27 protein-coding genes are annotated in these 22,045 nt (G+C 52.8%); 23 read left to right on the top strand and 4 right to left on the bottom strand.

Annotated features, from left to right (window positions below; all coding sequences use genetic code 11):
• From rplX to rimK, 15 genes are all read left to right on the top strand, one after another.
• Positions 1 to 324 (top strand): 50S ribosomal protein L24, encoded by a 324-nt coding sequence (rplX, locus tag HF685_RS07940; protein ID WP_168819115.1) that lies wholly within the window; start codon positions 1 to 3, stop codon positions 322 to 324.
• Positions 317 to 901 carry a 50S ribosomal protein L5 gene (gene rplE / locus HF685_RS07935; RefSeq protein ID WP_168819113.1) on the top strand — a complete coding sequence of 195 codons (585 nt, stop codon included), beginning with the start codon at positions 317 to 319 and terminating at the stop codon, positions 899 to 901. The genes rplX and rplE overlap by 8 nt, the downstream gene beginning before the upstream one ends.
• Before the next feature lie 67 nt (positions 902 to 968).
• Positions 969 to 1,274, top strand: coding sequence for a 30S ribosomal protein S14 (gene rpsN / locus HF685_RS07930; RefSeq protein WP_168819111.1), 306 nt, complete (start codon positions 969 to 971; stop codon positions 1,272 to 1,274).
• Between the two features lie 12 nt (positions 1,275 to 1,286).
• A complete protein-coding gene (rpsH, locus tag HF685_RS07925; protein WP_168819109.1) occupies positions 1,287 to 1,682 on the top strand; it encodes a 30S ribosomal protein S8 in 396 nt (131 codons plus the stop codon).
• A gap of 2 nt (positions 1,683 to 1,684) precedes the next feature.
• The gene (rplF, locus tag HF685_RS07920; protein WP_168819107.1) at positions 1,685 to 2,218 is read left to right on the top strand and encodes a 50S ribosomal protein L6; all 534 of its coding nucleotides are present in this window, start codon (positions 1,685 to 1,687) and stop codon (positions 2,216 to 2,218) included.
• 3 nt (positions 2,219 to 2,221) lie between these two features.
• Positions 2,222 to 2,575 (top strand): 50S ribosomal protein L18, encoded by a 354-nt coding sequence (rplR, locus tag HF685_RS07915; RefSeq protein WP_168819105.1) that lies wholly within the window; start codon positions 2,222 to 2,224, stop codon positions 2,573 to 2,575.
• 1 nt (position 2,576) lies between these two features.
• Positions 2,577 to 3,350: a 30S ribosomal protein S5 gene (gene rpsE / locus HF685_RS07910; protein ID WP_168819103.1), complete on the top strand. Its 774-nt coding sequence runs from the start codon at positions 2,577 to 2,579 to the stop codon at positions 3,348 to 3,350.
• Between the two features lie 5 nt (positions 3,351 to 3,355).
• Positions 3,356 to 3,535, top strand: a complete 180-nt coding sequence (rpmD, locus tag HF685_RS07905) for a 50S ribosomal protein L30 (protein WP_168819101.1) — start codon at positions 3,356 to 3,358, stop codon at positions 3,533 to 3,535.
• A 47-nt stretch (positions 3,536 to 3,582) separates the two neighbouring features.
• Complete coding sequence (gene rplO / locus HF685_RS07900; RefSeq protein WP_168819099.1) at positions 3,583 to 4,149, top strand: 50S ribosomal protein L15; 567 nt, start codon at positions 3,583 to 3,585, stop codon at positions 4,147 to 4,149.
• Positions 4,150 to 4,345: 196 nt separating this feature from the next.
• Complete coding sequence (secY, locus tag HF685_RS07895) at positions 4,346 to 5,719, top strand: preprotein translocase subunit SecY (RefSeq protein WP_168819098.1); 1,374 nt, start codon at positions 4,346 to 4,348, stop codon at positions 5,717 to 5,719.
• Positions 5,720 to 5,762: 43 nt separating this feature from the next.
• Positions 5,763 to 6,410 (top strand): adenylate kinase, encoded by a 648-nt coding sequence (locus HF685_RS07890; RefSeq protein WP_168819096.1) that lies wholly within the window; start codon positions 5,763 to 5,765, stop codon positions 6,408 to 6,410.
• A 212-nt stretch (positions 6,411 to 6,622) separates the two neighbouring features.
• The gene (locus HF685_RS07885) at positions 6,623 to 7,225 is read left to right on the top strand and encodes an SRPBCC family protein (RefSeq protein ID WP_168819094.1); all 603 of its coding nucleotides are present in this window, start codon (positions 6,623 to 6,625) and stop codon (positions 7,223 to 7,225) included.
• A 130-nt stretch (positions 7,226 to 7,355) separates the two neighbouring features.
• A complete protein-coding gene (gene gdhA / locus HF685_RS07880) occupies positions 7,356 to 8,711 on the top strand; it encodes an NADP-specific glutamate dehydrogenase (protein WP_168819092.1) in 1,356 nt (451 codons plus the stop codon).
• 49 nt (positions 8,712 to 8,760) lie between these two features.
• The gene (locus HF685_RS07875) at positions 8,761 to 9,261 is read left to right on the top strand and encodes an ATP-dependent zinc protease family protein (protein WP_168819091.1); all 501 of its coding nucleotides are present in this window, start codon (positions 8,761 to 8,763) and stop codon (positions 9,259 to 9,261) included.
• Positions 9,258 to 10,163, top strand: a complete 906-nt coding sequence (gene rimK, locus HF685_RS07870; RefSeq protein ID WP_168819090.1) for a 30S ribosomal protein S6--L-glutamate ligase — start codon at positions 9,258 to 9,260, stop codon at positions 10,161 to 10,163. Before HF685_RS07875 ends, rimK begins: the two co-directional genes overlap by 4 nt.
• On the opposite strand, the gene HF685_RS07865 is transcribed toward rimK, so the two are convergent.
• On the bottom strand, positions 10,160 to 11,215 hold the full coding sequence (locus tag HF685_RS07865) for a succinylglutamate desuccinylase/aspartoacylase family protein (protein ID WP_246218807.1): 1,056 nt from the start codon (positions 11,213 to 11,215) through the stop codon (positions 10,160 to 10,162). The two genes, rimK and HF685_RS07865, sit on opposite strands and share 4 nt — an antisense overlap.
• A 76-nt stretch (positions 11,216 to 11,291) precedes the next feature.
• On the bottom strand, positions 11,292 to 12,752 hold the full coding sequence (locus HF685_RS07860) for an H-type lectin domain-containing protein (protein WP_168819089.1): 1,461 nt from the start codon (positions 12,750 to 12,752) through the stop codon (positions 11,292 to 11,294).
• A 271-nt stretch (positions 12,753 to 13,023) separates the two neighbouring features.
• On the opposite strand from HF685_RS07860, the gene rpsM reads away from it, so the two are divergent.
• From rpsM to HF685_RS07820, 8 genes are all read left to right on the top strand, one after another.
• Positions 13,024 to 13,392, top strand: a complete 369-nt coding sequence (rpsM, locus tag HF685_RS07855; protein ID WP_168819088.1) for a 30S ribosomal protein S13 — start codon at positions 13,024 to 13,026, stop codon at positions 13,390 to 13,392.
• Between the two features lie 50 nt (positions 13,393 to 13,442).
• Positions 13,443 to 13,832 (top strand): 30S ribosomal protein S11, encoded by a 390-nt coding sequence (gene rpsK / locus HF685_RS07850; protein ID WP_067198370.1) that lies wholly within the window; start codon positions 13,443 to 13,445, stop codon positions 13,830 to 13,832.
• A 104-nt stretch (positions 13,833 to 13,936) separates the two neighbouring features.
• Positions 13,937 to 14,995: a DNA-directed RNA polymerase subunit alpha gene (locus tag HF685_RS07845; RefSeq protein WP_168819087.1), complete on the top strand. Its 1,059-nt coding sequence runs from the start codon at positions 13,937 to 13,939 to the stop codon at positions 14,993 to 14,995.
• Between the two features lie 77 nt (positions 14,996 to 15,072).
• Complete coding sequence (gene rplQ, locus HF685_RS07840; RefSeq protein WP_168819086.1) at positions 15,073 to 15,495, top strand: 50S ribosomal protein L17; 423 nt, start codon at positions 15,073 to 15,075, stop codon at positions 15,493 to 15,495.
• 98 nt (positions 15,496 to 15,593) lie between these two features.
• Positions 15,594 to 17,828: a prolyl oligopeptidase family serine peptidase gene (locus HF685_RS07835; RefSeq protein ID WP_168819085.1), complete on the top strand. Its 2,235-nt coding sequence runs from the start codon at positions 15,594 to 15,596 to the stop codon at positions 17,826 to 17,828.
• A gap of 1 nt (position 17,829) precedes the next feature.
• On the top strand, positions 17,830 to 18,438 hold the full coding sequence (locus tag HF685_RS07830) for a hypothetical protein (RefSeq protein ID WP_168819084.1): 609 nt from the start codon (positions 17,830 to 17,832) through the stop codon (positions 18,436 to 18,438).
• Positions 18,439 to 18,874: 436 nt separating this feature from the next.
• Positions 18,875 to 19,411, top strand: a complete 537-nt coding sequence (locus tag HF685_RS07825; RefSeq protein WP_168819083.1) for a hypothetical protein — start codon at positions 18,875 to 18,877, stop codon at positions 19,409 to 19,411.
• A 114-nt stretch (positions 19,412 to 19,525) separates the two neighbouring features.
• Positions 19,526 to 20,161, top strand: coding sequence for a hypothetical protein (locus HF685_RS07820; protein WP_168819081.1), 636 nt, complete (start codon positions 19,526 to 19,528; stop codon positions 20,159 to 20,161).
• On the opposite strand, the gene HF685_RS07815 is transcribed toward HF685_RS07820, so the two are convergent.
• Positions 20,162 to 20,956 carry an SDR family NAD(P)-dependent oxidoreductase gene (locus HF685_RS07815; protein ID WP_168819079.1) on the bottom strand — a complete coding sequence of 265 codons (795 nt, stop codon included), beginning with the start codon at positions 20,954 to 20,956 and terminating at the stop codon, positions 20,162 to 20,164.
• Between the two features lie 12 nt (positions 20,957 to 20,968).
• Entirely contained in the window at positions 20,969 to 22,030 is a 1,062-nt protein-coding gene (locus HF685_RS07810; RefSeq protein ID WP_246218823.1) for a phosphotransferase family protein, read from the bottom strand.
• Positions 22,031 to 22,045: the final 15 nt, after the last annotated feature.

The raw sequence follows: 22,045 nt of genomic DNA, 5'->3' as shown, positions 1-22,045 counted from the left end.
ATGGCCAATGCAAAGATTAAAAAGGGCGACACCGTTGTTGTCCTGTCCGGCAAGGACAAAGGCAAATCCGGTGAAGTGACGAAGGTCATGCCAAAAGATAGCAAAGTGATTGTCGCTGGTGCGAATGTTGCCATTCGTCACCGCAAACCGACCCAGGCCAATCCGCAAGGTGGTCTGGAACGCCGTGAAGCACCGATGCATATCAGCAAAGTGGCTTTGGCGGATCCGAAAGACGGCAAGCCAACGCGAGTTCGCTTTGAAAAGTCAAAAGACGGAAAAATGCAGCGTGTAGCTGTCAAGTCCGGGGAGAAAGTCGATGGCTGATAAATATGTAGCCCGCATGCGCAAAAAATATGACGACGACATCATCAAGGCGATGCAAGAGAAATTCAACTATTCCAACCACATGGAAGTTCCAAAGATCAGCAAAATTACGCTGAACATGGGCGTCGGTGAAGGTAGCCAGGATAAGAAAAAAACGACCAAGGCGGCTGAGGAAATGGAATTGATTGCTGGCCAGAAGCCGGTGATTACCACGGCCAAAACCTCGATCGCGACGTTCAAGTTGCGTGAAGGCATGCCGATTGGTTGTAAAGTTACCCTGCGCCGTGAGCGGATGTATGAGTTTCTTGATCGGCTGATTACAGTTGCCATGCCTCGTATCCGGGATTTCCGTGGTTTGAACCCGAAAAGCTTTGATGGTCGCGGCAACTTCGCGATGGGCCTCAAAGAGCAGATCGTTTTTCCGGAAATCGCATATGACGACATCGATGTCGTACGCGGCATGGACGTGATCGTTACGACAACGGCGAAAACCGACGACGAAGCGCGCGAACTGTTGAAACTTTTCGGTTTCCCGTTCCCGAAAGAAGAAGAAGCAGAAGCAAAAGCAGCGGCATAGGGCCGAACCATTTTACTCCGTCTCAGGCTGTTGCCGGGACACGCAAGAAAGGAAGAGAACTTAAGTCATGGCGAAACTGAGTTCCATTAATAAAAACGAACGTCGCAAGAAGCTGGTGAAGAAATATGCCGGTCGTTATGCGAAGTTGAAGGCGATGGCCAACGATCAGTCTCTTGACGAGACCGAGCGGTTGATGGCGCGCCTCAAAATGGCGGAAATCCCGCGCAACGGTAACCCAACCCGCGTGCGTAACCGCTGTGAAACCACAGGACGTCCTCGCGGCTATTACCGCAAGTTCCGTCTCTGCCGCATTGAGCTGCGCGACATGGCCAACCATGGCCTGATCCCCGGCGTAACGAAATCAAGCTGGTAAAGGGAAGATAATATGGCTTTTACCGATCCCTTGGGTGACATGCTCACCCGCATCCGCAACGGACAACAGGCACGCAAAGACAGCGTCGTAACCCCTGCGTCCAAATTGCGTGGTGCAGTTCTCGAAGTTTTGCAGCGCGAAGGTTATATTCGTGGCTACAGCGAAGAAGAGGTGAACAAACACCCTGGTCTTCGTATTGAACTGAAATATTTTGAAGGCGAGCCGGCGATCCGCCACGTAGCTCGCGTTTCAAAGCCCGGTCGCCGGATCTACAGTGGCTCTGATGAGCTGCCAACGGTTCGCAATGGCTTGGGCATCACAATCGTATCCACGCCAAAAGGTGTTTTGTCTGACGCAGAAGCGCGCCAGCAAAATGTCGGCGGCGAAGTACTGGCTGAGGTATTCTAATCATGTCCCGTATCGGAAAAAAAGCAGTAGCAATTCCTGATGGCGTAACAGCCAGCATGGAAGACGGCCTGGTCAAGGTCAAAGGACCAAAGGGCGAGCTAACGACCCCGATGGTTGATGACCTGTCCTATGAATTGGGTGATGGCGGTTTGCAGGTAACGCCTGCCAACAAGTCAAAAACTGCGCGTTCCTATTGGGGCATGCAGCGTACCCTGGTTCAAAATCTTGTCGACGGCGTCACCGAAGGCTTTACCAAAGTCCTCGAAATTACCGGCGTTGGTTATCGTGCAGCGGTTCAGGGCAAGACCCTCAACTTGCAGCTTGGTTATAGTCATGATGTGAACTTCCCTATTCCGGAAGGCATTACGATCAAGACTCCAGATCAGACCACGGTCGAGATTTCGGGTATTGATAAACAGCAGGTTGGTCAGGTTGCCGCAGAAATCCGGCGCTGGCGCAAACCCGAGCCATATAAAGGCAAGGGCATTAAATATCGCGGCGAATATGTTTTCCGCAAAGAAGGGAAGAAGAAATAGGTCATGGCCAAAATTTCTCAATTCAAACGGCGCCAGCAACGCGTTCGCAGCAAACTGCGGAAGCGCGGGCTCTCCAAGCCTCGTTTGTCCATTCATCGCACAAGCCGCCATATCTATGCGCAGGTTATTGATGATGCCGAGGGCAAAACTGTGGCTGCGGCTTCGACCATCGACAAGGCGTCTAAAGTAAAAACCGGCGCTGACAGCAAAGCGGCTGCAGATGTTGGCAAACGGGTAGCAGAAGCTGCGAAAAAAGCTGGCGTAAAAGAAGTAATTTTTGACCGTGGCGGGTTTCTGTATCACGGACGTGTGAAGGCTCTGGCCGACGCAGCACGTGAAGGCGGATTGGAGTTTTAATATGGCTGATGAGAAAACAACACCTGAAGGTGCAGCACAGCCGGGGACCACTGGTGAAGGCAATCAGCCTGAAGCAGCTGTAGCACCTGAAAATAAAACTGGCGGTCCTGAACGTCAGGGTCGCGGCGGCGATAATCGCGGTGGAAACCGTGGTGGTGGCCCAGGCGGTAACAACCGTGGCGGTAATAATCGCGGAGGCCGTGATGGCGGACGTGGTGGTCGCGGGAATAATGACGGCGGCGAAGAGCTGATCGAGAAACTGGTTCACATCAACCGTGTTTCCAAAACCGTAAAAGGCGGCAAACGCTTTGGTTTTGCTGCTCTGGTCATCGTCGGTGATGGCAAAGGCCGTGCAGGCTTCGGTAAGGGCAAGGCGCGCGAAGTGCCTGAAGCTATTACAAAAGCGACTGCAGCGGCCAAAAAAGCCATGGTTCGTGTGCCTTTGAAAGAAGGCCGGACATTGCACCATGACGGTACCGGTCGTTTTGGCGCCGGTAACGTGACCGTGCGTTCAGCGCCTCCAGGAACCGGCATTATTGCTGGTGGTCCAATGCGCGCTGTTTTTGAAAGCCTTGGTGTTGCCGATGTGGTTACCAAGTCTAACGGCACTGCTAACCCATATAACATGATCCGGGCGACCTTTGCAGCGCTTGGTGAGCAGACCAGCCCGAAAGCGGTTTCTCAGCGTCGCGGTAAGAAAGTTACCGATTTGCTGGGTCGCGGGGGTGCTTCTGAAGCAGAGGCGAAAGCCGAAGCTGCGGCTGTAACGGAGTAAGCGATATGGCTAAAGTGAAAATCAAACAGGTGGGATCACCCATCCGCCGTCCAAATGACCAGCGCAAAACGCTGATCGGTCTGGGCTTGAACAAGATGCACCGGGTTTCCGAACTGGAAGATTCACCCGAAGTACGCGGCATGATCCGCAAGGTGCATCATCTGGTAGAGGTTGTTGAAGGATAATCATCCCAATTCAACCGTGCGAATAAAAGCGAAAGCGAGTACACGACATGAAATTAAACGAACTTAGAGACAATGACGGCGCACGCAAGTCACGCATGCGCGTCGGCCGTGGTATCGGTTCCGGCAAAGGTAAGACTGCTGGACGCGGCCAAAAAGGTCAAAAATCCCGTTCCGGTGTAGCGATTAAAGGCTTTGAAGGCGGCCAGATGCCGCTTCACATGCGTCTGCCAAAGCGCGGTTTTAACAACCCGTTCGGTACCGATTATGCTGAAGTGAATCTTGGCATGATCCAGAAATTCATCGACAGCAAACGTCTCGCCAACAAAGGCACGCTTGATCACGCGGCTTTGAAAGAAGCAGGCCTGGCGCGCGGCGGCAAAGACGGTGTTCGTTTGCTGGCCAAAGGCGAGTTGACAGCCAAAATAACCATTTCGGTGGCTGGTGCTTCCAAGGCGGCGGTTGAAGCTGTTGAAAAAGCGGGCGGCAAGGTCGAAATATTGGCAGCAGGCGGCGAGCGTCGTCCTAAAGGCGAAAAGAAGGCCACTCCTTCCAAGCCTGCCGCCGAGAAAAAAGCAGCGAAAAAAGCAGCGAACAAAGCCAAAAAGAAGGCTTGAACTCGGTGACTAAAAACCCCGCCTGACTTTGATGTTAGGCGGGGTTTTTCTATTTTTTAGCCCATGTCGTGATGAGCGGTCGCGGCGAGTTGATGCCTAAGAGCCTTGTTTTTGGCGCGGCAACATCCGATATGGGACCGATGCATAGATGTGAGCTGAAACATGCTTACAAGAAGCGGGGCAAGGAAGTTTAACGATGGCATCAAGAGCCGATCAAGTCGCAGCAAATCTCAGTCTTTCCAAATTTGGCGAAGCGACTGAATTGCGTCAACGCATCTGGTTTACACTGGGCGCGCTGGTTATTTTCCGTTTGCTGAGCTTTGTTCCGCTTCCAGGTGTCGATCCCGTTGTATTGGCAGATCTGTACAAGCAGACCCAGGGCGGCGTGCTTGATATTTTCAACACCTTCTCCGGTGGTTCGCTGGAACGTATGAGCCTTATCGCCCTGGGCGTCATGCCATATATTACCGCCTCTATTGTGGTGCAATTGGCAGCAGCACTGTCTCCCACTCTCGCCGCTATCAAGAAAGACGGCGAAGCAGGCCGCAAGAAACTCAACCAATATACCCGCTATGGTACGGTTGGTCTAACCGCCGTGCAGGGTTATTTTATTGCGGTCGGGCTTGAAAGCTTTGCTTCGCAATCCGGTCTTCAAGCCGTGGTTATGCCGGGCATAGGTTTCCGCGTAGGTGCAGTTATCAGCCTTGTCGGCGGAACACTGTTCCTGATGTGGCTGGGCGAACAGATTACCAGTCGCGGTATCGGCAACGGTATCTCGCTGATCATCATGGCCGGTATTGTTGCGCAAATGCCGCGCTTTGTCGGTAACCTTATGGAAGGCAGCCGCACCGGCTCTTATGGCCCCGTACTTATTCTTGGCCTACTTGGTATGGTGATCGGATTGATCCTTTTCATCAGCTTTATGGAGCGAGCCCAGAGACGTGTGCTGATACAATATCCCAAACGCGCCACGCAAAATGGGGTGATGCAGGCGGATCGCAGCCATTTGCCGCTTAAAGTGAACACCGCTGGTGTCATCCCGCCGATTTTTGCTTCGTCGCTACTGCTGATGCCACTGACAATCAGCCAGTTTGCCGGCAACACCACCCAAGGCGAAAGTGCTTTTGGTGATTTCATCATCGCATTGAACCAATATCTCGCCCACGGCCAGCCGCTCTATATGCTGCTCTATGCATCGGGTATTGTCTTCTTCTGTTTCTTTTACACTGCGGTTGTTTTCAACCCCGAAGAGACAGCCGAGAACCTCAAGAAAAATGGTGGTTTCGTTCCCGGCATTCGTCCCGGCAAAAACACAGCCGATTATCTCGATTATGTTTTGACGCGGATCACTGTCGTTGGCGCGGCCTATCTGGCCTTCGTCTGTGTGCTTCCGGAATATGTGATGGCGCAAACCAATTTGCCGCTATTCTTCCTCGGCGGCACCAGCTTGCTGATTGTGGTCAACGTAACGGTTGATACAGTGACCCAAATCCAGAGCCATTTGCTCGCGCTGCAATATGGCGATCTGCTGAAAAAAGCGAAACTCAAGGGCGGTCGGCGCAAACGCTAGGCGAGTCATCAAAACCACCTGACACAAAAATAGGGGCAAACGCATGGACATCATCTTGTTGGGACCGCCGGGGGCTGGCAAAGGCACACAGGCTGGGCGTCTTGAAGATGAGCATGCGATGGTGCAACTCTCTACCGGCGATATGCTGCGGGCCGCTGTCAAAGCTGGTACCGAAGTGGGGCTCAAGGCCAAATCACTTATGGACGCTGGCGAGTTGGTTCCCGATGAAGTGGTTTCCGGCATTATCGGTGACAAGCTGGATGAACTTGGCCCCGATCAGGGCGTTATTTTTGATGGCTATCCGCGTACTGCGGCGCAAGCTGTGTCACTCGATGAAATCCTTTCCGCGCGTGGGCGCAAATTGTCTTATGTCATTGAACTGGCAGTCGATGAAGATGCGCTGGTGGAACGGATTACAGGCCGCTTCACCTGCGGCAATTGCGGCGCTGGCTATCACGACAAGTTCAAGCAACCTGCCCAGGAAGGCGTTTGCGATGAATGTGGCTCGACGGAATTTAAACGCCGGCCGGATGATAACGAGGAAACGGTCCGCACCCGGATGCAGGAATATCGCGGCAAAACCGCGCCGATCCTGCCAATCTACGAAAAGCGCGGCATCGTCCGCAAAGTGGACGGCATGGGCAGCATGGCGCAGGTCACCGATGCTATTGAGGCCGTGCTGAAGACATAATGTATATCGCCCGAGCGATTGAAAACTGGCCGGACGAGTTGAGCGGCTATTAGGGAATGCAGTTATCGCGCCCGGAGCAATTTTGGCCCCGAACGTGGTCGTGCCGCGCCTTGGGTTGATTGATCAGCGCCGCAGTGGCCAATAACATCAGACCGGGTTGATTTCTCATCCTTGATGCCGTTAGCTGGTAGCCGGGAACAGGGAGAAGCAAAATGATAAGAATAGTATTAGCGCTGATTGCGGCGGCTGGCTTTGCGATGCCCGCAAATGCCGAGATAACCAACACTGCGCCCAATGGCTTCACGGTGAAACATCAAGCGTCCGTCCAAGCCACTCCAGATGACATCTGGGCAAATCTGATTGCACCGTCGCGCTGGTGGAGCGGCGCGCATAGTTGGTCGGGCAATGCCGAGAACTTCTATCTGGTTCCACAAGCCGGTGGGTGTTTTTGCGAACTGATCCGCAAGACCAGTGAGGATAATATCAAATCATCCAGCGGCAGCGTTCAGCACATGCGCGTGATTTTCGTCAATAAAAATGAAACACTCCGCATGTCTGGCGCCCTCGGACCGTTGCAGGGAGAAGCGCTCTCAGGCACCCTGACGATTGAGTTAAAGCCCGATGGCGATGCAACCGTGGTGCAATTTACTTACAAAGTAGGTGGCTATATGGAGTTTCCGATGGACCAGATTGCCCCGGCGGTTGATGGCGTTATCGGTGAGCAATTGACCCGACTGGCTGCGCTTTTTGCTTCCGATATTGAGAGCGAAAGTGCAAGCGATGCTGCCCCTGCGCCTAACGAAGACGAGAATTAATATTCGTCTGAATATCAAGGCTTTACCAAATTGGAGAAATGGCTCTATTATAGATTTATAATTTGATGTGATTCGAGGAAATCATGTCAAAAAATCGGGTCCGCTGAATTTCACCTAAGGGAGTGGGGCAATGGCCGTATCCGATCATGTAGATTTAGAAACTTTTATCGGGGGCGTAAAAAAGCGCAATCCCGGACAACCAGAATTCGTGCAAGCGGTTCAGGAAGTGGCGCAGGACGTCTTTGAGTTTATCGAAGATAAAGAACAATATCACAGCGCACAGATATTACGGCGAATTGCCGAGCCCGACAGGGTTATTTCCTTCCGCGTCTGCTGGGAAGATGATAATCACAATGTTCGCGTGCAGCGCGGTTATCGCATCCAGAACAATAATGCGATTGGGCCTTATAAGGGCGGCATCCGTTTTCACCCCAGTGTAACCGAAAGCGTTCTCAAATTTCTCGCTTTTGAGCAGACCTTCAAAAACTCGCTGACCGGCTTGCCCATGGGCGGCGGAAAAGGCGGTGCAAATTTCAACCCCAAGGGTAAATCGGACGCGGAAGTCATGCGCTTCTGCCAATCATTTATGACCGAGCTCTATCGTCATATCGGCCCTGATACAGATGTTCCTGCTGGTGACATTGGCGTGGGCGGTCGTGAAATCGGCTATATGTTTGGCCAGTATAAGCGGATCACAAATCGCTGGGAGGGCGTGCTGACCGGAAAAGGCCTGGAATATGGCGGCTCTCAAATGCGGCCCGAGGCAACCGGCTATGGCGCGGTCTATTTCATGGAGAACATGCTCAAGCACAAGAAGGACGTGATTGAAGGCAAGACTGCGGTGATTTCCGGTTCCGGCAATGTGGCGACCCATGCGGCCGAGCAGATTACCAAACAGGGCGGCAAGGTGCTGACCTTGTCAGACAGCGGCGGCTTCATCCACGATCCTGATGGCATTAATCAGGAGAAGATTGATTGGATCAAGAATCTCAAGAACGTCAAGCGCGGACGGATCTCGGAATATTGTGACGAGTTCAAGGGCGCATCGTATCACGAAGGTAAGCGGCCCTGGAGCGTTGCCTGTGATTTGGCGCTGCCTTGCGCAACCCAGAATGAACTCAATGAAGACGAAGCGAAAATGCTAGTCTCCAATGGTGTGATAGCGGTGTCTGAAGGCGCGAATATGCCGACCACGCTGGAAGGTGTCCATGTGTTCCACGATGCCAAGATTATGTACGGCCCGGGCAAGGCTGCTAACGCAGGCGGCGTTGCGGTTTCGGGTCTGGAAATGAGCCAGAACGCCGAGCGGATCAGCTGGAACCATGCGCGGCTTGGCGAGATGCTGACCGAGCTGATGGAAGGCATCCACGGGAAATGCGTCGAATATGGCGATCAGGGGGATGGCTATGTTGACTATGTGAAGGGCGCGAATATCGCGGGCTTCAAGAAAGTGGCTGACGCGATGCTGGCTTACGGCGTCGTCTAAACGACAATTTTCTTGCGCAAAATAGTGCCATCGGCCACATGATTGGCCGATGGCAAAACCGATAGCAACTGCTCCGAAAAAACTCCGCCGGAAGCTCAAGCAGCCGTGTGAAATAGGCTGGTGTGAACTGGTTGATCTCCCCGATTTCGGTCAAAGAAAACTTCATGCCAAGATAGATAGCGGCGCGCGTACATCTTCCTTGCATGCCGTTAGAATTCAGCCTTTTGAAAAGAACGGAGAGGAGTGGGTCCGTTTCACTATACCGAAATCGCCGGAACACGCTGCGCAAGAGTGTGAGTCAAGGGTTTATGATCACCGGGCGATCAAAAGTTCTAATGGTAAAATCGAGCAAAGATATGTAATAGAGACATTAATAACTCTGGGCCCGCTTACCTGGGCTGGTCACATCACTCTGGCAAACAGGCAGTCCATGGCATTCCCCATGCTGATCGGTCGCCGCGCACTTCGGCGCGGTTTTCTGGTCAATTGCGGTAAACGCTGGATGCTTGGACGGCCAGACAATCGTCCATTAAAGAAAGAAAAAATATGAAAATCGCAATGCTTGCCCGGAATGCAAAACTTTACTCCCATAAGCGTCTGGTCGAGGCAGCCGAGGAACGCGGGCACACGCTGGACGTCATCAACACATTGCAATGTACGATGAATATCACATCCCACCGCCCGACGATTCTCTATCGCGGTGAGACCTTGAGCGGATATGAAGCGGTTATTCCTCGTATCGGCGCGTCCATCACCCACTACGGTCTGGCAGTATTGCGCCAGTTTGAAATGGCCGGTGTCTGGCCACTCAACGAGAGCGTCGCGATCGGTCGTTCGCGCGACAAGCTGCGTTCCATGCAAATTTTTGCCAAGCACGGTCTTGGCCTGCCGGTTACTGCATTTGCGCACGATCCCAAGCAGACTGACGAAGTGATCAAGATTGCGGGCGGTTCTCCTGTGGTTATCAAGCTGCTTGAAGGTACTCAGGGTATCGGCGTGGTGCTTGGCGAAACCCATAATTCGGCGAAATCGGTTATCGAGGCTTTTCGCGGCGTGAATGTGAACATCCTGGTGCAGGAATTTATCAAGGAAGCAGGGTCCAGCGATTTGCGTATTTTCGTGATTGGCGGCAAAGTCGTTGCGGCGATGATGCGGACCGGAGCAGAGGGCGATTTCCGCTCCAACCTGCACCGTGGTGGTTCGGCCAAAATGATCAAGATTACGCCAGAGGAACGGTCAACCGCTATCCGCGCCGCGAAGGTCATGGGTCTTAACGTGGCCGGCGTCGATATTTTGCGCGCCAATCACGGCCCGGTGATCATGGAAGTAAACAGCTCGCCAGGAATTGAAGGACTGGAAGGCGCAACGGGCCTTGATGTCGCGGGCAAAATTATCGAATTTATCGAAAAAAACGCCGTGAAGGGCAAGACCAAGACCAAAGGTAAGGGCTAAATAACCTCATCCTCGTCGAGCAGCTGGTCGCTGGTGATGGCATCTTCAATTTTTTCCAGTCTTTCACCGACCGTATCAAACACGCGTACTTGTGCGATATGCAGTAGCGCATCCCCTTGATTGACCACCGGCAGATTGCTGTGGCCGATTACAATACCGTCAATGGGGGATGTGATTTCTTCCTCACCTTCGCCAAAAATATCGCTGATATAGGCTACGGCATCCCCCACATGCACCTTAGTGCCGGACGGCGCGACGAGTCTGCAAATCCCGCCTTTGCTTGAGCGCAGCCAGAGCGTGCGGGTTGCCTGCGCTGAGGGTGCGCCGCGTTTGCCGAGCCGTTTTGTTTCTATCATCTCCAGCTTTTTGAGTACGCGCAGGATGCCGTTTACCCCGGTAAGCACCGAATATTCATCAAATCGTAGTGCTTCACCTGCTTCCATAAGGAGCATGTCAACGCCCGCCTCTCTTGCCAATGCCCGCAAGGAGCCCGGCCGCAGCTCTGCTTCGATCATGACAGGCGCGCCAAACTCAAGCGCTAGTTCTTTCAGTTCCGCATTGCCCGAAGCGATCCTGATTTGCGGCAGATTATAGCGGTGAAGGGCGGCGCTGTGAATATCAATGCCAAGCGAACAATGCCCTATAATCTCGGTTGAGAAAATATGGGCTAGCTGGGACGCGAGCGATCCCTTTTCGGCACCAGGAAAAGATCTATTGAGGTCGCGGCGGTCCGGTAGGTAGCGGCTATGGGTGATGAATCCGAACATATTGACCACCGGAACGAATATTACTGTTCCAGCCATACGCGCAGGTTTCAGTTTTTTCATAACCCGGCGGATTATCTCCGTACCGATTATTTCATCACCATGGATGGCGGCGCTGACAAAAATCGTCGGGCCAGTGCGCTTGCCATGAAATACGCGGACTTCCAGATTGGCTTGCATACCGGCAGATAGATCACTGATGGGAAGAGATATGCTGCCGACTTTCCCAGGCGCTACGGTTGTTCCACCAATTTCAAAAAGGTCATATTTATTTCTCGTGGCCATCATATCTACCCCGTGCATTCAAGCTGTCTCTATGATGGTTTTTTTGTCCGCTATGCAAGGGAAAAGCAGGGGTGGATCATTATTTGATCTTGCCTCGTAACCTGAGATTAAAACCTGCTGGTCCGCTTCCCGTGTCGGGTGCCAAATAACCGGTTGGAGTGATCCGGATGTGGGTGACTGATGCGTCCGTACTATCACCGGAGTCGATCGGAGTATAATTGAAATTCAACCCATCGGTCGAGAATGAGATAGAATCCGTAGTGCTCCCCAAAGCAATGAAACTGTAAACAAGTCCGCTTGCGGGCGAGCCCTCCTGAAATTGCACAGGCCCGAGCGTGCCGCCGCCAAAATCTGTGACCACCAATGCCATTTGCGCGGGCAAAGCTTCGGTTATAACAAGGCTGTTGTAATTGGGCGGTGCATTACCGCTGTTCTGTACCGATATCAGATATTCGACGGTGGCGCTGGGCAAAGCAAAGCCACCGCCGAGCGTATCAGTGAAGGACACACTGGTTTTGCTCACCGATATGTTCGGGCGCAAATTGGCGTGGAAGCTTCCAGAAAAAGCAATAATCGAAGCTGATTCCGAGATATGGCCGCGTTCGGTATCGCGCGATGTATCCTCATCCACGGTTAACCCGATTGTCGTGCTACTCAGGCTGCATCGACGCAGCCATCCGCCATCGCCGCCATTGTGGGAGTTTTTCTTTGCAATGACGATTGCGCTCGCACTCGTCTGGCCAAAACTGCTGGTGAAACAGCCATTGTCCCAACCCCGGATATTATTGGCGCTGTTGACCGCGCTCCATGTGATGGTGCTGCTGCTGATGTCGGGGAAGGTGCCGCTGAAACCTGCGGGAAAAGCAACCCAACCCACAGTTTCCGATGATGGTATCGGCCCGCCGCTGGTTTCGCTGCGTTCGAGAGCGACTTGAAATCCGGTTGCGCTCAGATTCTGAGTTGTTGCGGTCAAAAAAGGCTGGGAACTCTGGCTCGCCACGGTCCGTGTTTCACTATTGGCGGTCTGGATATGGGAGATGAGACTAGCTGTCCCCTGCAAAGGCGCAGAAAAGGACACCGACGCCCAACTTTCCGGGCCGGCAACGCCGCTACCATGTTGCACCGCCGAAACGCTGGCTAGTCCTGCCTCTATAATCCGGCCGTCGGGAAGGACGTGTCGACCAGGTTCAACCGCAAGATAGTGAATGGTTTCAGCAGCATGGGGACCATCAAAACTATCGGGTTCGAGGATCAGCTCGTCAAACCCGGTGGTAGACACATTTGTGATCCGTATTTTTGCTGCGTCCGAGCCGTTATTACCAAGGAGAGCAACGACAACCGGAACCGTGTCAAACGTCTGCTGGAAATTGACCCGTACCGGCAAGCTATTCGCCGACGTATCATGTGCGGTAAAACTGCCGGCCTCCAGACGCCCGGCATGTGCCGGCATAGCGAGGCAAGCCCCGACCGCGATAAGCAATGGGACCACAAGCACTTTATGTGCATTGGACAGGCAACGTCCCCACATGCCGAAAATCATATCGACATTCGGTTAATAATATTTCTATTTTTATGTTTCTCCGGGTAAAACTTGACGCCAATCTTGATCGGTCGGTATCGGGCAGACCAGCTGAAAACTGCTATTGACAGCGCGCGCGACTCTGCCTATCTGACAGTTATTCGAAATCCAACACAACCGGCAGCGCTTTCTGGGCGTCCGCTGGTTTTGTGCGTTTTGGATGTGTTTTTAACGACTTAGCGATGAGATAGAGGCCGAGAGAATCGCCCTCTGTGGAGCATGGAGAAATATATTGGCACGTATTGCCGGGGTAAATATCCCAACAAACAAGCGCGTAATTATCGCGCTAACCTATATTCACGGTATCGGGCGCACAAAAGCGGCTGAAATTGTCGAAAAATTGAAGATTGATCCGGCCCGCCGGGTTCAGGACCTGACCGATCAGGAAGTTTTGCATATTCGTGAAACCATTGACGCGGAACACACTGTTGAAGGTGATTTGCGGCGTGAAGTTGCAATGAACATCAAGCGTTTGATGGATCTGGCCTGCTATCGCGGTCTTCGTCATCGTAAAGGCCTTCCGGTTCGTGGTCAGCGTACGCATACCAATGCGCGCACCCGCAAAGGCAAGCCAAAGGCGATTGCCGGTAAGAAAAAATAGGAACTGTCTGCTGACAGTTATCTTCAAGATATTAGGTAGGAATTTATCACATGGCACGCGAACCGCAGCGCATAAAGAAAAGCGCGCGAAAAAACATCTCGGCAGGCGTAGCGCACGTCAACGCCACATTTAACAACACGATGGTCACCATCACCGATGCACAGGGCAATGCGATAAGCTGGTCTTCTGCGGGCATGATGGGCTTTAAAGGCTCCCGTAAATCGACGCCTTATGCGGCGCAGGTTGCAGCGGAAGATGCCGGTAAAAAAGCAGCTGACCACGGTGTCCGCACTCTCGAGGTGGAAGTAAAAGGTCCCGGCTCTGGTCGTGAATCCGCTCTTCGCGCGCTTCAGGCAGTCGGTTTTACCATCACATCAATCCGTGATGTTACGCCGATCCCGCATAATGGTGTCCGTCCGTCGAAACGTCGCCGGGTCTAAGCCATTTGAGTTTCCGGACCTTGGCTGGCTGGCCAAAGTCCATTTTTTGCAAATTCAGAGTGGTATCGGTCCAAACCACTCTTTGAAATCACTAGGGGAAGTCCATGACTGTCAATATGAAGAACTGGCAAGAACTGAAGAAGCCCAACGTCCTCGACATTAAACCCGGCGGTGATCCCAAGCGTAAAGCCACTTTTGTTGCTGAACCTTTGGAGCGTGGCTTCGGCCTGACAATGGGTAACGCGCTACGCCGCGTGCTCCTGTCTTCGCTGCAAGGCGCTGCGGTTACCTCGATCAAAATCGAAAATGCGCTGCATGAATTTTCATCGCTGCCCGGCGTTCGTGAAGATGTCACTGACATTGTCCTGAACATCAAGCAGATTGCGCTCAAGATGGAAGGTGAAGACGCCAAGCGTCTGCAGCTTTCCGCAACTGGACCTGCTGATGTTAAGGCGGGCGATATCGCGGTTTCTGGCGATATCGAAATCATGAACCCTGATCTGGTGATCTGCCATCTTGATGAAGGCGCATCGCTGAACATGGAACTGACAGTCAATGTTGGTAAAGGCTATGTTCCTGCGGTTGCCAATCGTCCCGCAGACGCGCCCATCGGTTTGATCCCGGTTGACTCGCTCTATTCGCCAATCCGTCAGGTGTCTTATAAAGTCGACAATGCCCGTGTTGGTCAGGAACTCGATTTTGACAAGCTCAACCTCACCATCGAAACCGATGGCACGGTCACGCCGGAAGATGCGATCGCTTATGCGGCGCGCATTCTCCAGGACCAGTTGCAGCTATTCGTGCATTTCGAAGAAGCGCTGGATGCCGTGTCCTCGCCCATCGGTATGGCAGCAACCCAAAGCCAGCAGGAAAGCGACGCGAACCAGCTCAATCGCTATCTTCTCAAGAAAGTCGACGAGTTGGAACTTTCGGTGCGTTCGGCCAACTGCCTCAAGAACGACAATATCATCTATATTGGCGATCTGGTTCAGAAAACCGAAGCCGAAATGTTGCGTACCCCTAACTTTGGTCGCAAGTCCTTGAATGAAATCAAGGAAGTGCTGTCATCAATGGGTCTGCGTCTCGGCATGGACATCCCCGGATGGCCGCCTGAAAATATCGAAGAAATGGCCAAGAAGCTTGAGCAAGAGCTTTTGGGTTAAACGGGAAACTGGCTGACCCTTTTATCAGCCTGCTACGGGGTACCTGGTACGGCCCCATAACGAACGGAGTATAGAATATGCGTCATAGAATGAAGGGCCGCCGTATGCAGCGGACCGGTGCTCACCGTCAGGCTTTGTTGAAAAACCTGTCTGCAGCACTGATCAAGCACGAACAGATCCAGACGACCTTGCCAAAGGCGAAGGAACTGCGGCCGTATATTGAAAAACTGATTACGCTGGGCAAACGCGGTGGCCTGTCCAATCGTCGCCTTGCGCACGCTCGCTTGCTTGATGAAACGCAGGAAAAGAAGATTTTTGAAGTTTTGGCGGAACGTTATGCGGATCGTAACGGTGGTTATACGCGCATCATCAAAGCCGGTTACCGCGCTTCGGATGCCGCTCCAATGGCGATTATCGAACTGGTTGACCGGGACGAAGATGCCAAGGGTCAGGATAGCGGTCCGGACCAGAATGCGGATGAGGACTTCGCTGAGGCGTAACGCGCTTCATCTGCGATACAGTTTCAATTGATAATGGAGGCTGCGGACGTTACGTTCGTGGCCTCTTTTGTTTTTGGTTTTCTTATTCGGGAATTGTAATGCGTAAGTCCATTTTCCATCTCTTGATACTCGCTCCCTTATCGGGTTTGCTAGCAGTTCCTGCATTGGCCCAGATTGAAACGCCTGCTCCCGGCAATCTCGTAACGGAAGAAACAATTTTGGCATATCCCGAAACCAAAACCGTAGATGTTGTTGATGAACTATTCGGTGAATATATCTCCGATCCTTATCGCTGGCTTGAGAACGATGTTCGCGAAAATGAAGACGTGGCGGCATGGGTCAAAGCGCAAAATGCGGTCACCAACAGTTATCTGGAGACAATCGAAGGCCGTGAAGTGCTTGCGGCATCAATGACCAAGCTGTTTGATTATGATGCGTTATCGGCGCCGACAGAGGCGGGCGGCAAATTCTTCTACGAACGCAAAAGTGGTGGCCAGAATCAGGCCGTCCTTTACGTCCGGGAAGGCAAGGACGGCAAAGAGCGCGTTTTGATTGATCCGGCGAGCTGGTCGGCAGATGGCGCGACCGCGTTGGCCGAGTGGAAACCCTCGGGCGATGGCAAGTTTCTGGTCTATGCTATCCAGGATGGCGGCTCGGACTGGCGGACTTTGAAGGTTATTGATGTCGAAAAAGGCGAAGTACTCACCGACACTGTCGAGTGGGCGAAATTTACCAATTTGGCCTGGATGCCGAAAAATACCGGCTTTTTATATTCGCGTTTTCCCAAGCCGAAAGAAGGCGGGACTTTTCAGTCGCTCAATAAAAATCAGGCGATTTATCTTCACCCGCTCGGGGCCGATCAATCGAAAGACTACAAGGTCTATGACACACCTGATCGCCCGGAACTTAATCATTCAGCGGAACTGACGTCTGACAAGGAATGGATTATCATTACCTCTTCGTCCGGTACCGATGACCGCTATGAAATGACATTGATCAAAGTGGATGCCCCCGAAATCAAACGGCAAACACTGGTGGAAGGTTTTGATTATAGCTGGAGCCTGATCGATGGCATCGGCGACACGCTATATTTCACCACAAATAAGGACGCATCACGTCTGCGGGTGGTTAAAACCGACGTGTCGAAGCTGGAAAGCCGCGATGTCATGTGCGATGGTCCTGACGCCGAAACCACGATCTGCGGGAAAGATGTTTTTGTCTTTTCTGAGGTCGTTCCCGAGCATAGCGCAACTATCGACAGTGCGGCGATCGTCGGCGATAAACTTTATGTCGACTTTATCGACGATGCCAAAAGCCGGGTGGAAGTATTTGCGCTTGATGGAACGCCAGTCGGCCTGATTGATTTGCCGGGATTGGGCACGGTGAGTGAATTGAACGGATCAGCCAAAACCGCAACCGGCTATTTTGCATTCGGCAGTTTTAACCGGCCGACGACGATTTACAGTTTCTCCGATGCAGGAAAGTCAGCGATCTGGGCAAAACCGGATTTCCCCTTTGATCCTGATACCATCGAGGTGAAACAGCAATTCTATCAAAGTAAAGATGGCACAAAGATCCCGATGTTCGTGGTTCACAAAAAAGACCTCGATCTTTCGGAAGGCGCGCCCACGCTGCTATATGGCTATGGCGGATTCAACATTTCAGTGCTCCCGCAATATAAGCCGGCGTGGATGGCGTGGATTGAGGCTGGTGGTGTCTTCGCCTCGGCTAATCTGCGCGGCGGTGGAGAATACGGCAAGGCATGGCATGATGGAGGCCGACTCCAGAACAAGCAGAATGTATTTGATGATTTTATCGCTGCGGGCGAATATCTGATCGCAGAAGGCGTCACGCCGGAGAACGGCCTTGCCATTGAAGGCCGCTCAAATGGCGGTCTGCTGGTCGGTGCGGTTATGAACCAGCGGCCTGATCTATTTGCTGCGGGTCACGCGGCGGTGGGGGTTATGGATATGCTGCGATTTGATCGCTTTACCGCCGGGCGCTATTGGGTCGATGATTACGGCTACCCCGACAAGGAGCAGGACTTTAAAACGCTGCTCAGCTATTCGCCCTACCATAATATCAAAAGCGGAACCGAATATCCGGCGCTAATGGTGACAACCGCAGATACGGATGATCGCGTCGTTCCCGGCCATAGCTTTAAATATACCGCGAGATTGCAAGCACTCGACACAGGGGATAAACCACATCTGATCCGCATCGAAACGCGGGCTGGCCATGGTAGCGGCAAGCCGACAGACAAGCTGATTGAGGAATATGCTGATATATACGCCTTTCTGGCCAAGGCAACCGGGCTTGATGTGGTGAAGTGAATTGCGCGGGATTGCTTTCTTCGTAATGTTTTCGGTGCTGGCAATCGCATCGACTCCCATTCGCGCCCAGATAACAGAAATCGTCAATCAGCGTGGGACGAAGGTAAAAGTCTGTGCGTATCGCTCTGACGACAAAAGCCTGATTCGTCCTCGCGAATGCTGGGTTCTGGGCAAGAACCAGAAGGTGAGATGGAATCGCGGTGAAGACCGCTTCGATCTGGATATCCGGATATTCGAACCCGGTGCATTTGAATTGCCAATTTGCTTCAAGCAAGAGATTCCCCATAGCTACCGGATTACAGTTGCGCCGCGGGAAACCAAAGCATGTGTGGTTGGCTATCAACGGGCCGCAGTGCCGGTGAAACAACGGGTTCAGGGTGAAAAAATACTGGTGAATCGGGCAGGAGATGATTTCTGGTATCCCGCGACCATTCTCGGTGTGACCGAAAACGGCTATCGGGTGTTACTTGCCAATGGCTTTTTGGTGGAGGCTTCAGCAGAACATCTGCTTGATGATGATATCGTTGCGGAATCGCGCGTATTCGTAAACTGGAAAAAGCAAGGCCGCTGGTATCGGGGGAGCGTGTTGTCACGCAAGGGGATCGGCTAGAAATAAAATATGATGACGGATGGACCGAAGAAACCGGTCTGGCCAATGTGCGCCTGACTTCGGAAGATATTATGAAGTTGCCACAGCCCGGGGGGAAGGGATCGTAAACTAGATCTTCTGTCATAGCTCCTTCGAAGGCGAGCAAGCTGAAGTGACGCTTTCCCGCTATAGTCCGAAAGCCTAAATACTGACACTAGTCTTAGCGGATGCGGGATCCCGCCCTGGCGGGACGATTAATCCGCACAGTCTGCTGGCGTGAACTATGTGAACTTTGGCCTCATTCCAATAAAAACCAAAAAACTCCGTTGTTCATAAAATCACCCCTTAACCTTAACAAATCCTGTCGAGCCAGTTCAGTCTCTGCTCAATGGGAATCATTCAGAAGGGCAACACAGCTCGGGAAATGGTTCTTGAGCAGTTATAAAGGAAAGTGGACATGAAGACTCTTAAAACAGCAATAGTCGGAACCGCTGCCGCAACTGCGATGGCCGTTTCAGCAACCCCGGCAACGGCCAAAGGCGGTCATAACAATGATGGGATTAGCGCAGGTGAAGTAATAGCAGGAGCTGTCGTTCTCGGCGGACTGGCTGCGATACTGACGTCGGGCAAGAATGATCGCTACAATAACAATTATGATCGCGGTTATCGCGGTGACCGCTACCAGAATTACGATTATGGCCATAACCAGCGTATCCGTCCGCGTCGAGCCGTGAACAAATGTGTTCGCGCCGCTGAAAACCGGGCGAGCCGTTGGGGCCGAGCCAACGTGACCGAAGTTCGGAAAGTTGATCGGACTCGCTATGGTTACAAAGTGAGCGGCCGGATCGCGGTACAGGATAATCGTCGCAGTCGTCACTATCGGAGCGGATATAACCGCCGCTACAGCAACTATGACACCGGCAAATTTACCTGTTATATCGAAGGCCGTCAGATTACCGATCTTCGTTTGAAAGGTCTTGGCAATTATCACTAAGATACAAACTCAAAATCATGGTTCAGCCTGGCGACAGGCTGGGCCAACTATATTTGTACTAACGCAGATTTCATATTATGATATCTGCTCTTGACAGGGGTATCGATCATGACAATGAGTAGTAAAATTGCAACAGCCACTGCGTCGCTTGCTTTGGTATTTACCGGTTTCACGCCGGCAATGGCGGCTCCAATGAATCCGAATATTGCAACTGCGACACCGTTCGAGGTGGGCGCATTGGGCTGGTCTGCGGACGTCGAGAAAGCAGAGGGCTGGCGTAGTAATCGCGGATATAGAGGTTATCGCGGATATGGGCACCGGCGTCACCGCGACCGGATTGACGGCGGTGATGTGCTTGCGGGTATTCTTATTATCGGTGGGATCGCAGCCATCGCAAGTGCTGCTTCCAAAAATAAAACGGATCGACGCTATGAAGATCGTGATACCAGAGATCGCGATTATCGCAGCGACAACCAGCGATATGATGACCGGCGCTCGGACAGCAGATCTGCTGACCGCGGTGCGGGATCGGTCGATCAGGCGATCAATGTCTGCTCCAATGCAGCAGAGCAGCGCGCGGGTAGCGATGCTAGGGTATCGGAAATTCGTTCGGTAACCAAAGACGGCAACGGCTGGCGTGTCGAAGGTGATTTGAGCAATAGTGAAGAACGGACATTTCTTTGCGGATCAACCGAAGGACGCGTGGATTTTGTTCAGCTGGGTTCGGGTGATCTGGCGTTCGCCAACTAGCTAAACGGCGGTTCTACCAAATTCCTGCCGGGTGACAGGGTGCGAAGCGCTCAGGCCCCCGTCGACCGCAATGGCTTGCCCGTTGACGTAGGATGAACGGTCGGAGGCCAGAAACAAGGCAACTTCCGCCATTTCAATAGGCGCCGCGCCGCGCCGGAGGGGATTAAGATAGCCGAGGCGATCTTCTTTTCCTTTTTCCCGCGCTTTGTCATAGATAAATTGGGTCATGCCGGTTTCGGTGATGCCGGGGCAGATGGCATTGCAACGGACATTGGATGTGGCAAATTGCTGGGCCGCGACTTTAACCAGATTGATTACACCGGCTTTGGAGGCGGAATAGGCCGGGCCGCCTGCGCCCGAACGGATGCCGGCCACACTGGCGGTACAGATGATTGATCCGCCATGACCGCTTTCGGCGATAACCTTGCCAGCATATTTGGTCGCCAGAAATGGACCGATCAGATTGACCCGCAGGACTTCTTGCCACTCAGCGACGCTGCTATTGAAAATGCCTTCAAAGCCTCCGCCAATACCTGCATTGGCAAAAAACACATGCAAGTCACCAAAGCGGGTCTCAGCCGCTTCCACCAGCATTTCGATATCACCTTCGTCGCCCGCATCGGCCTTGATGGCGATGATATTTCCATCGGATCCTTTGGCAGTTTCCTCGACATCATCAGTAATATCGCTGGCAATGACCTTTGCACCATGTTCGGCAAACAGTATCGCCGCCGCGCGGCCTATTCCGCTGCCGGCACCGGTCACTATCGCGACTTTGTCCTGAAGGTCACCCATCACTTTGCTCCTTTATGCGCCAGCGCGTTTCGCAGCTTCCCATCCAGCCTGCGCCAGCGGCGTTACCCGGTCCGACATTTCTGCTGCGGCTGAACTATTCGCGGTGCCATCCACCACGCGTTTTTGAATGCCCTGCAGAATAGCAGCAATCCGGAACAAATTATAGGCGAGATACCAATCCATTGGCGGGAGCTCGTCAATGCCGGATTTCTCGCAATAGCGCGCTATGGCTTCATCGCGGGTCGGTATACCGAGGGCCTTGACATCAAGACCCTTCAGACCGCTGCGGCCCTCCGGCTCCTGTTCATAGGCCATCAGCCAATAAGCAAAGTCGGCAATAGGATCGCCCAGCGTCGAGAGTTCCCAATCAAGCACCGCGATGACCTTTGGTTCGTCGTGCGCAAAAATCATATTGTCGAGGCGATAGTCGCCGTGGACTATCCCGAAATATTTCTGTTCCGGAATGGTTTTGGTCAACCATTCAATCAGCTGATCCATTTCCGGAATGACTTGAAGTTCGGAGAGCCGGTATTGCTGGGTCCAGCGTGAAATCTGGCGCTCGCAATAATTACCGGGTTTACCGTGCTTTTCGAGGCCAAGCTCCGCCGGGTCATAGCTGTGAAGCAAAGCCAGTGTGTCGATCATCTCGTAATAGATCGCGCGGCGTTCTTCCGGATTGCTATCGGGTAAAGTGCCGTCCCACAGCGTCCGGCCATCGGCCATGCCCATGATATAGAACATCGTGCCAATGACATTATCATCGTCGCAAAGGCCATAAGGTTTGGCGACCGGAAAGCCAGTGGGATGCAGCCCGGCAATAACGCGAAATTCGCGGTCTACGGCGTGGGCGGAAGGCAGCAGTTTTCCGAACGGTTTCTTGCGTAGAACATAGTCAGCGCCCGAGGTTTCGATTTTATATGTCGGATTGGACTGGCCACCCTTGAACTTGCTGATTTCCATCGGACCAGCAAAGCCTTCGACATTGGCCTCCATCCATTTCTGAAGACTGGCTTCGTCGAGCTTGTCCTTATCGGGCACCGCCATAGTGCCGGTCATGTCTTCTTGTGGATTCATCAAGTCCCTCGTTCC

It is taken from the genome of Parasphingorhabdus halotolerans (genome assembly GCF_012516475.1).
Classification (GTDB): domain Bacteria; phylum Pseudomonadota; class Alphaproteobacteria; order Sphingomonadales; family Sphingomonadaceae; genus Parasphingorhabdus; species Parasphingorhabdus halotolerans.
Note: the sequence above shows the minus strand (reverse complement) of the source record. Positions and strands in the feature narration are given on the sequence as shown.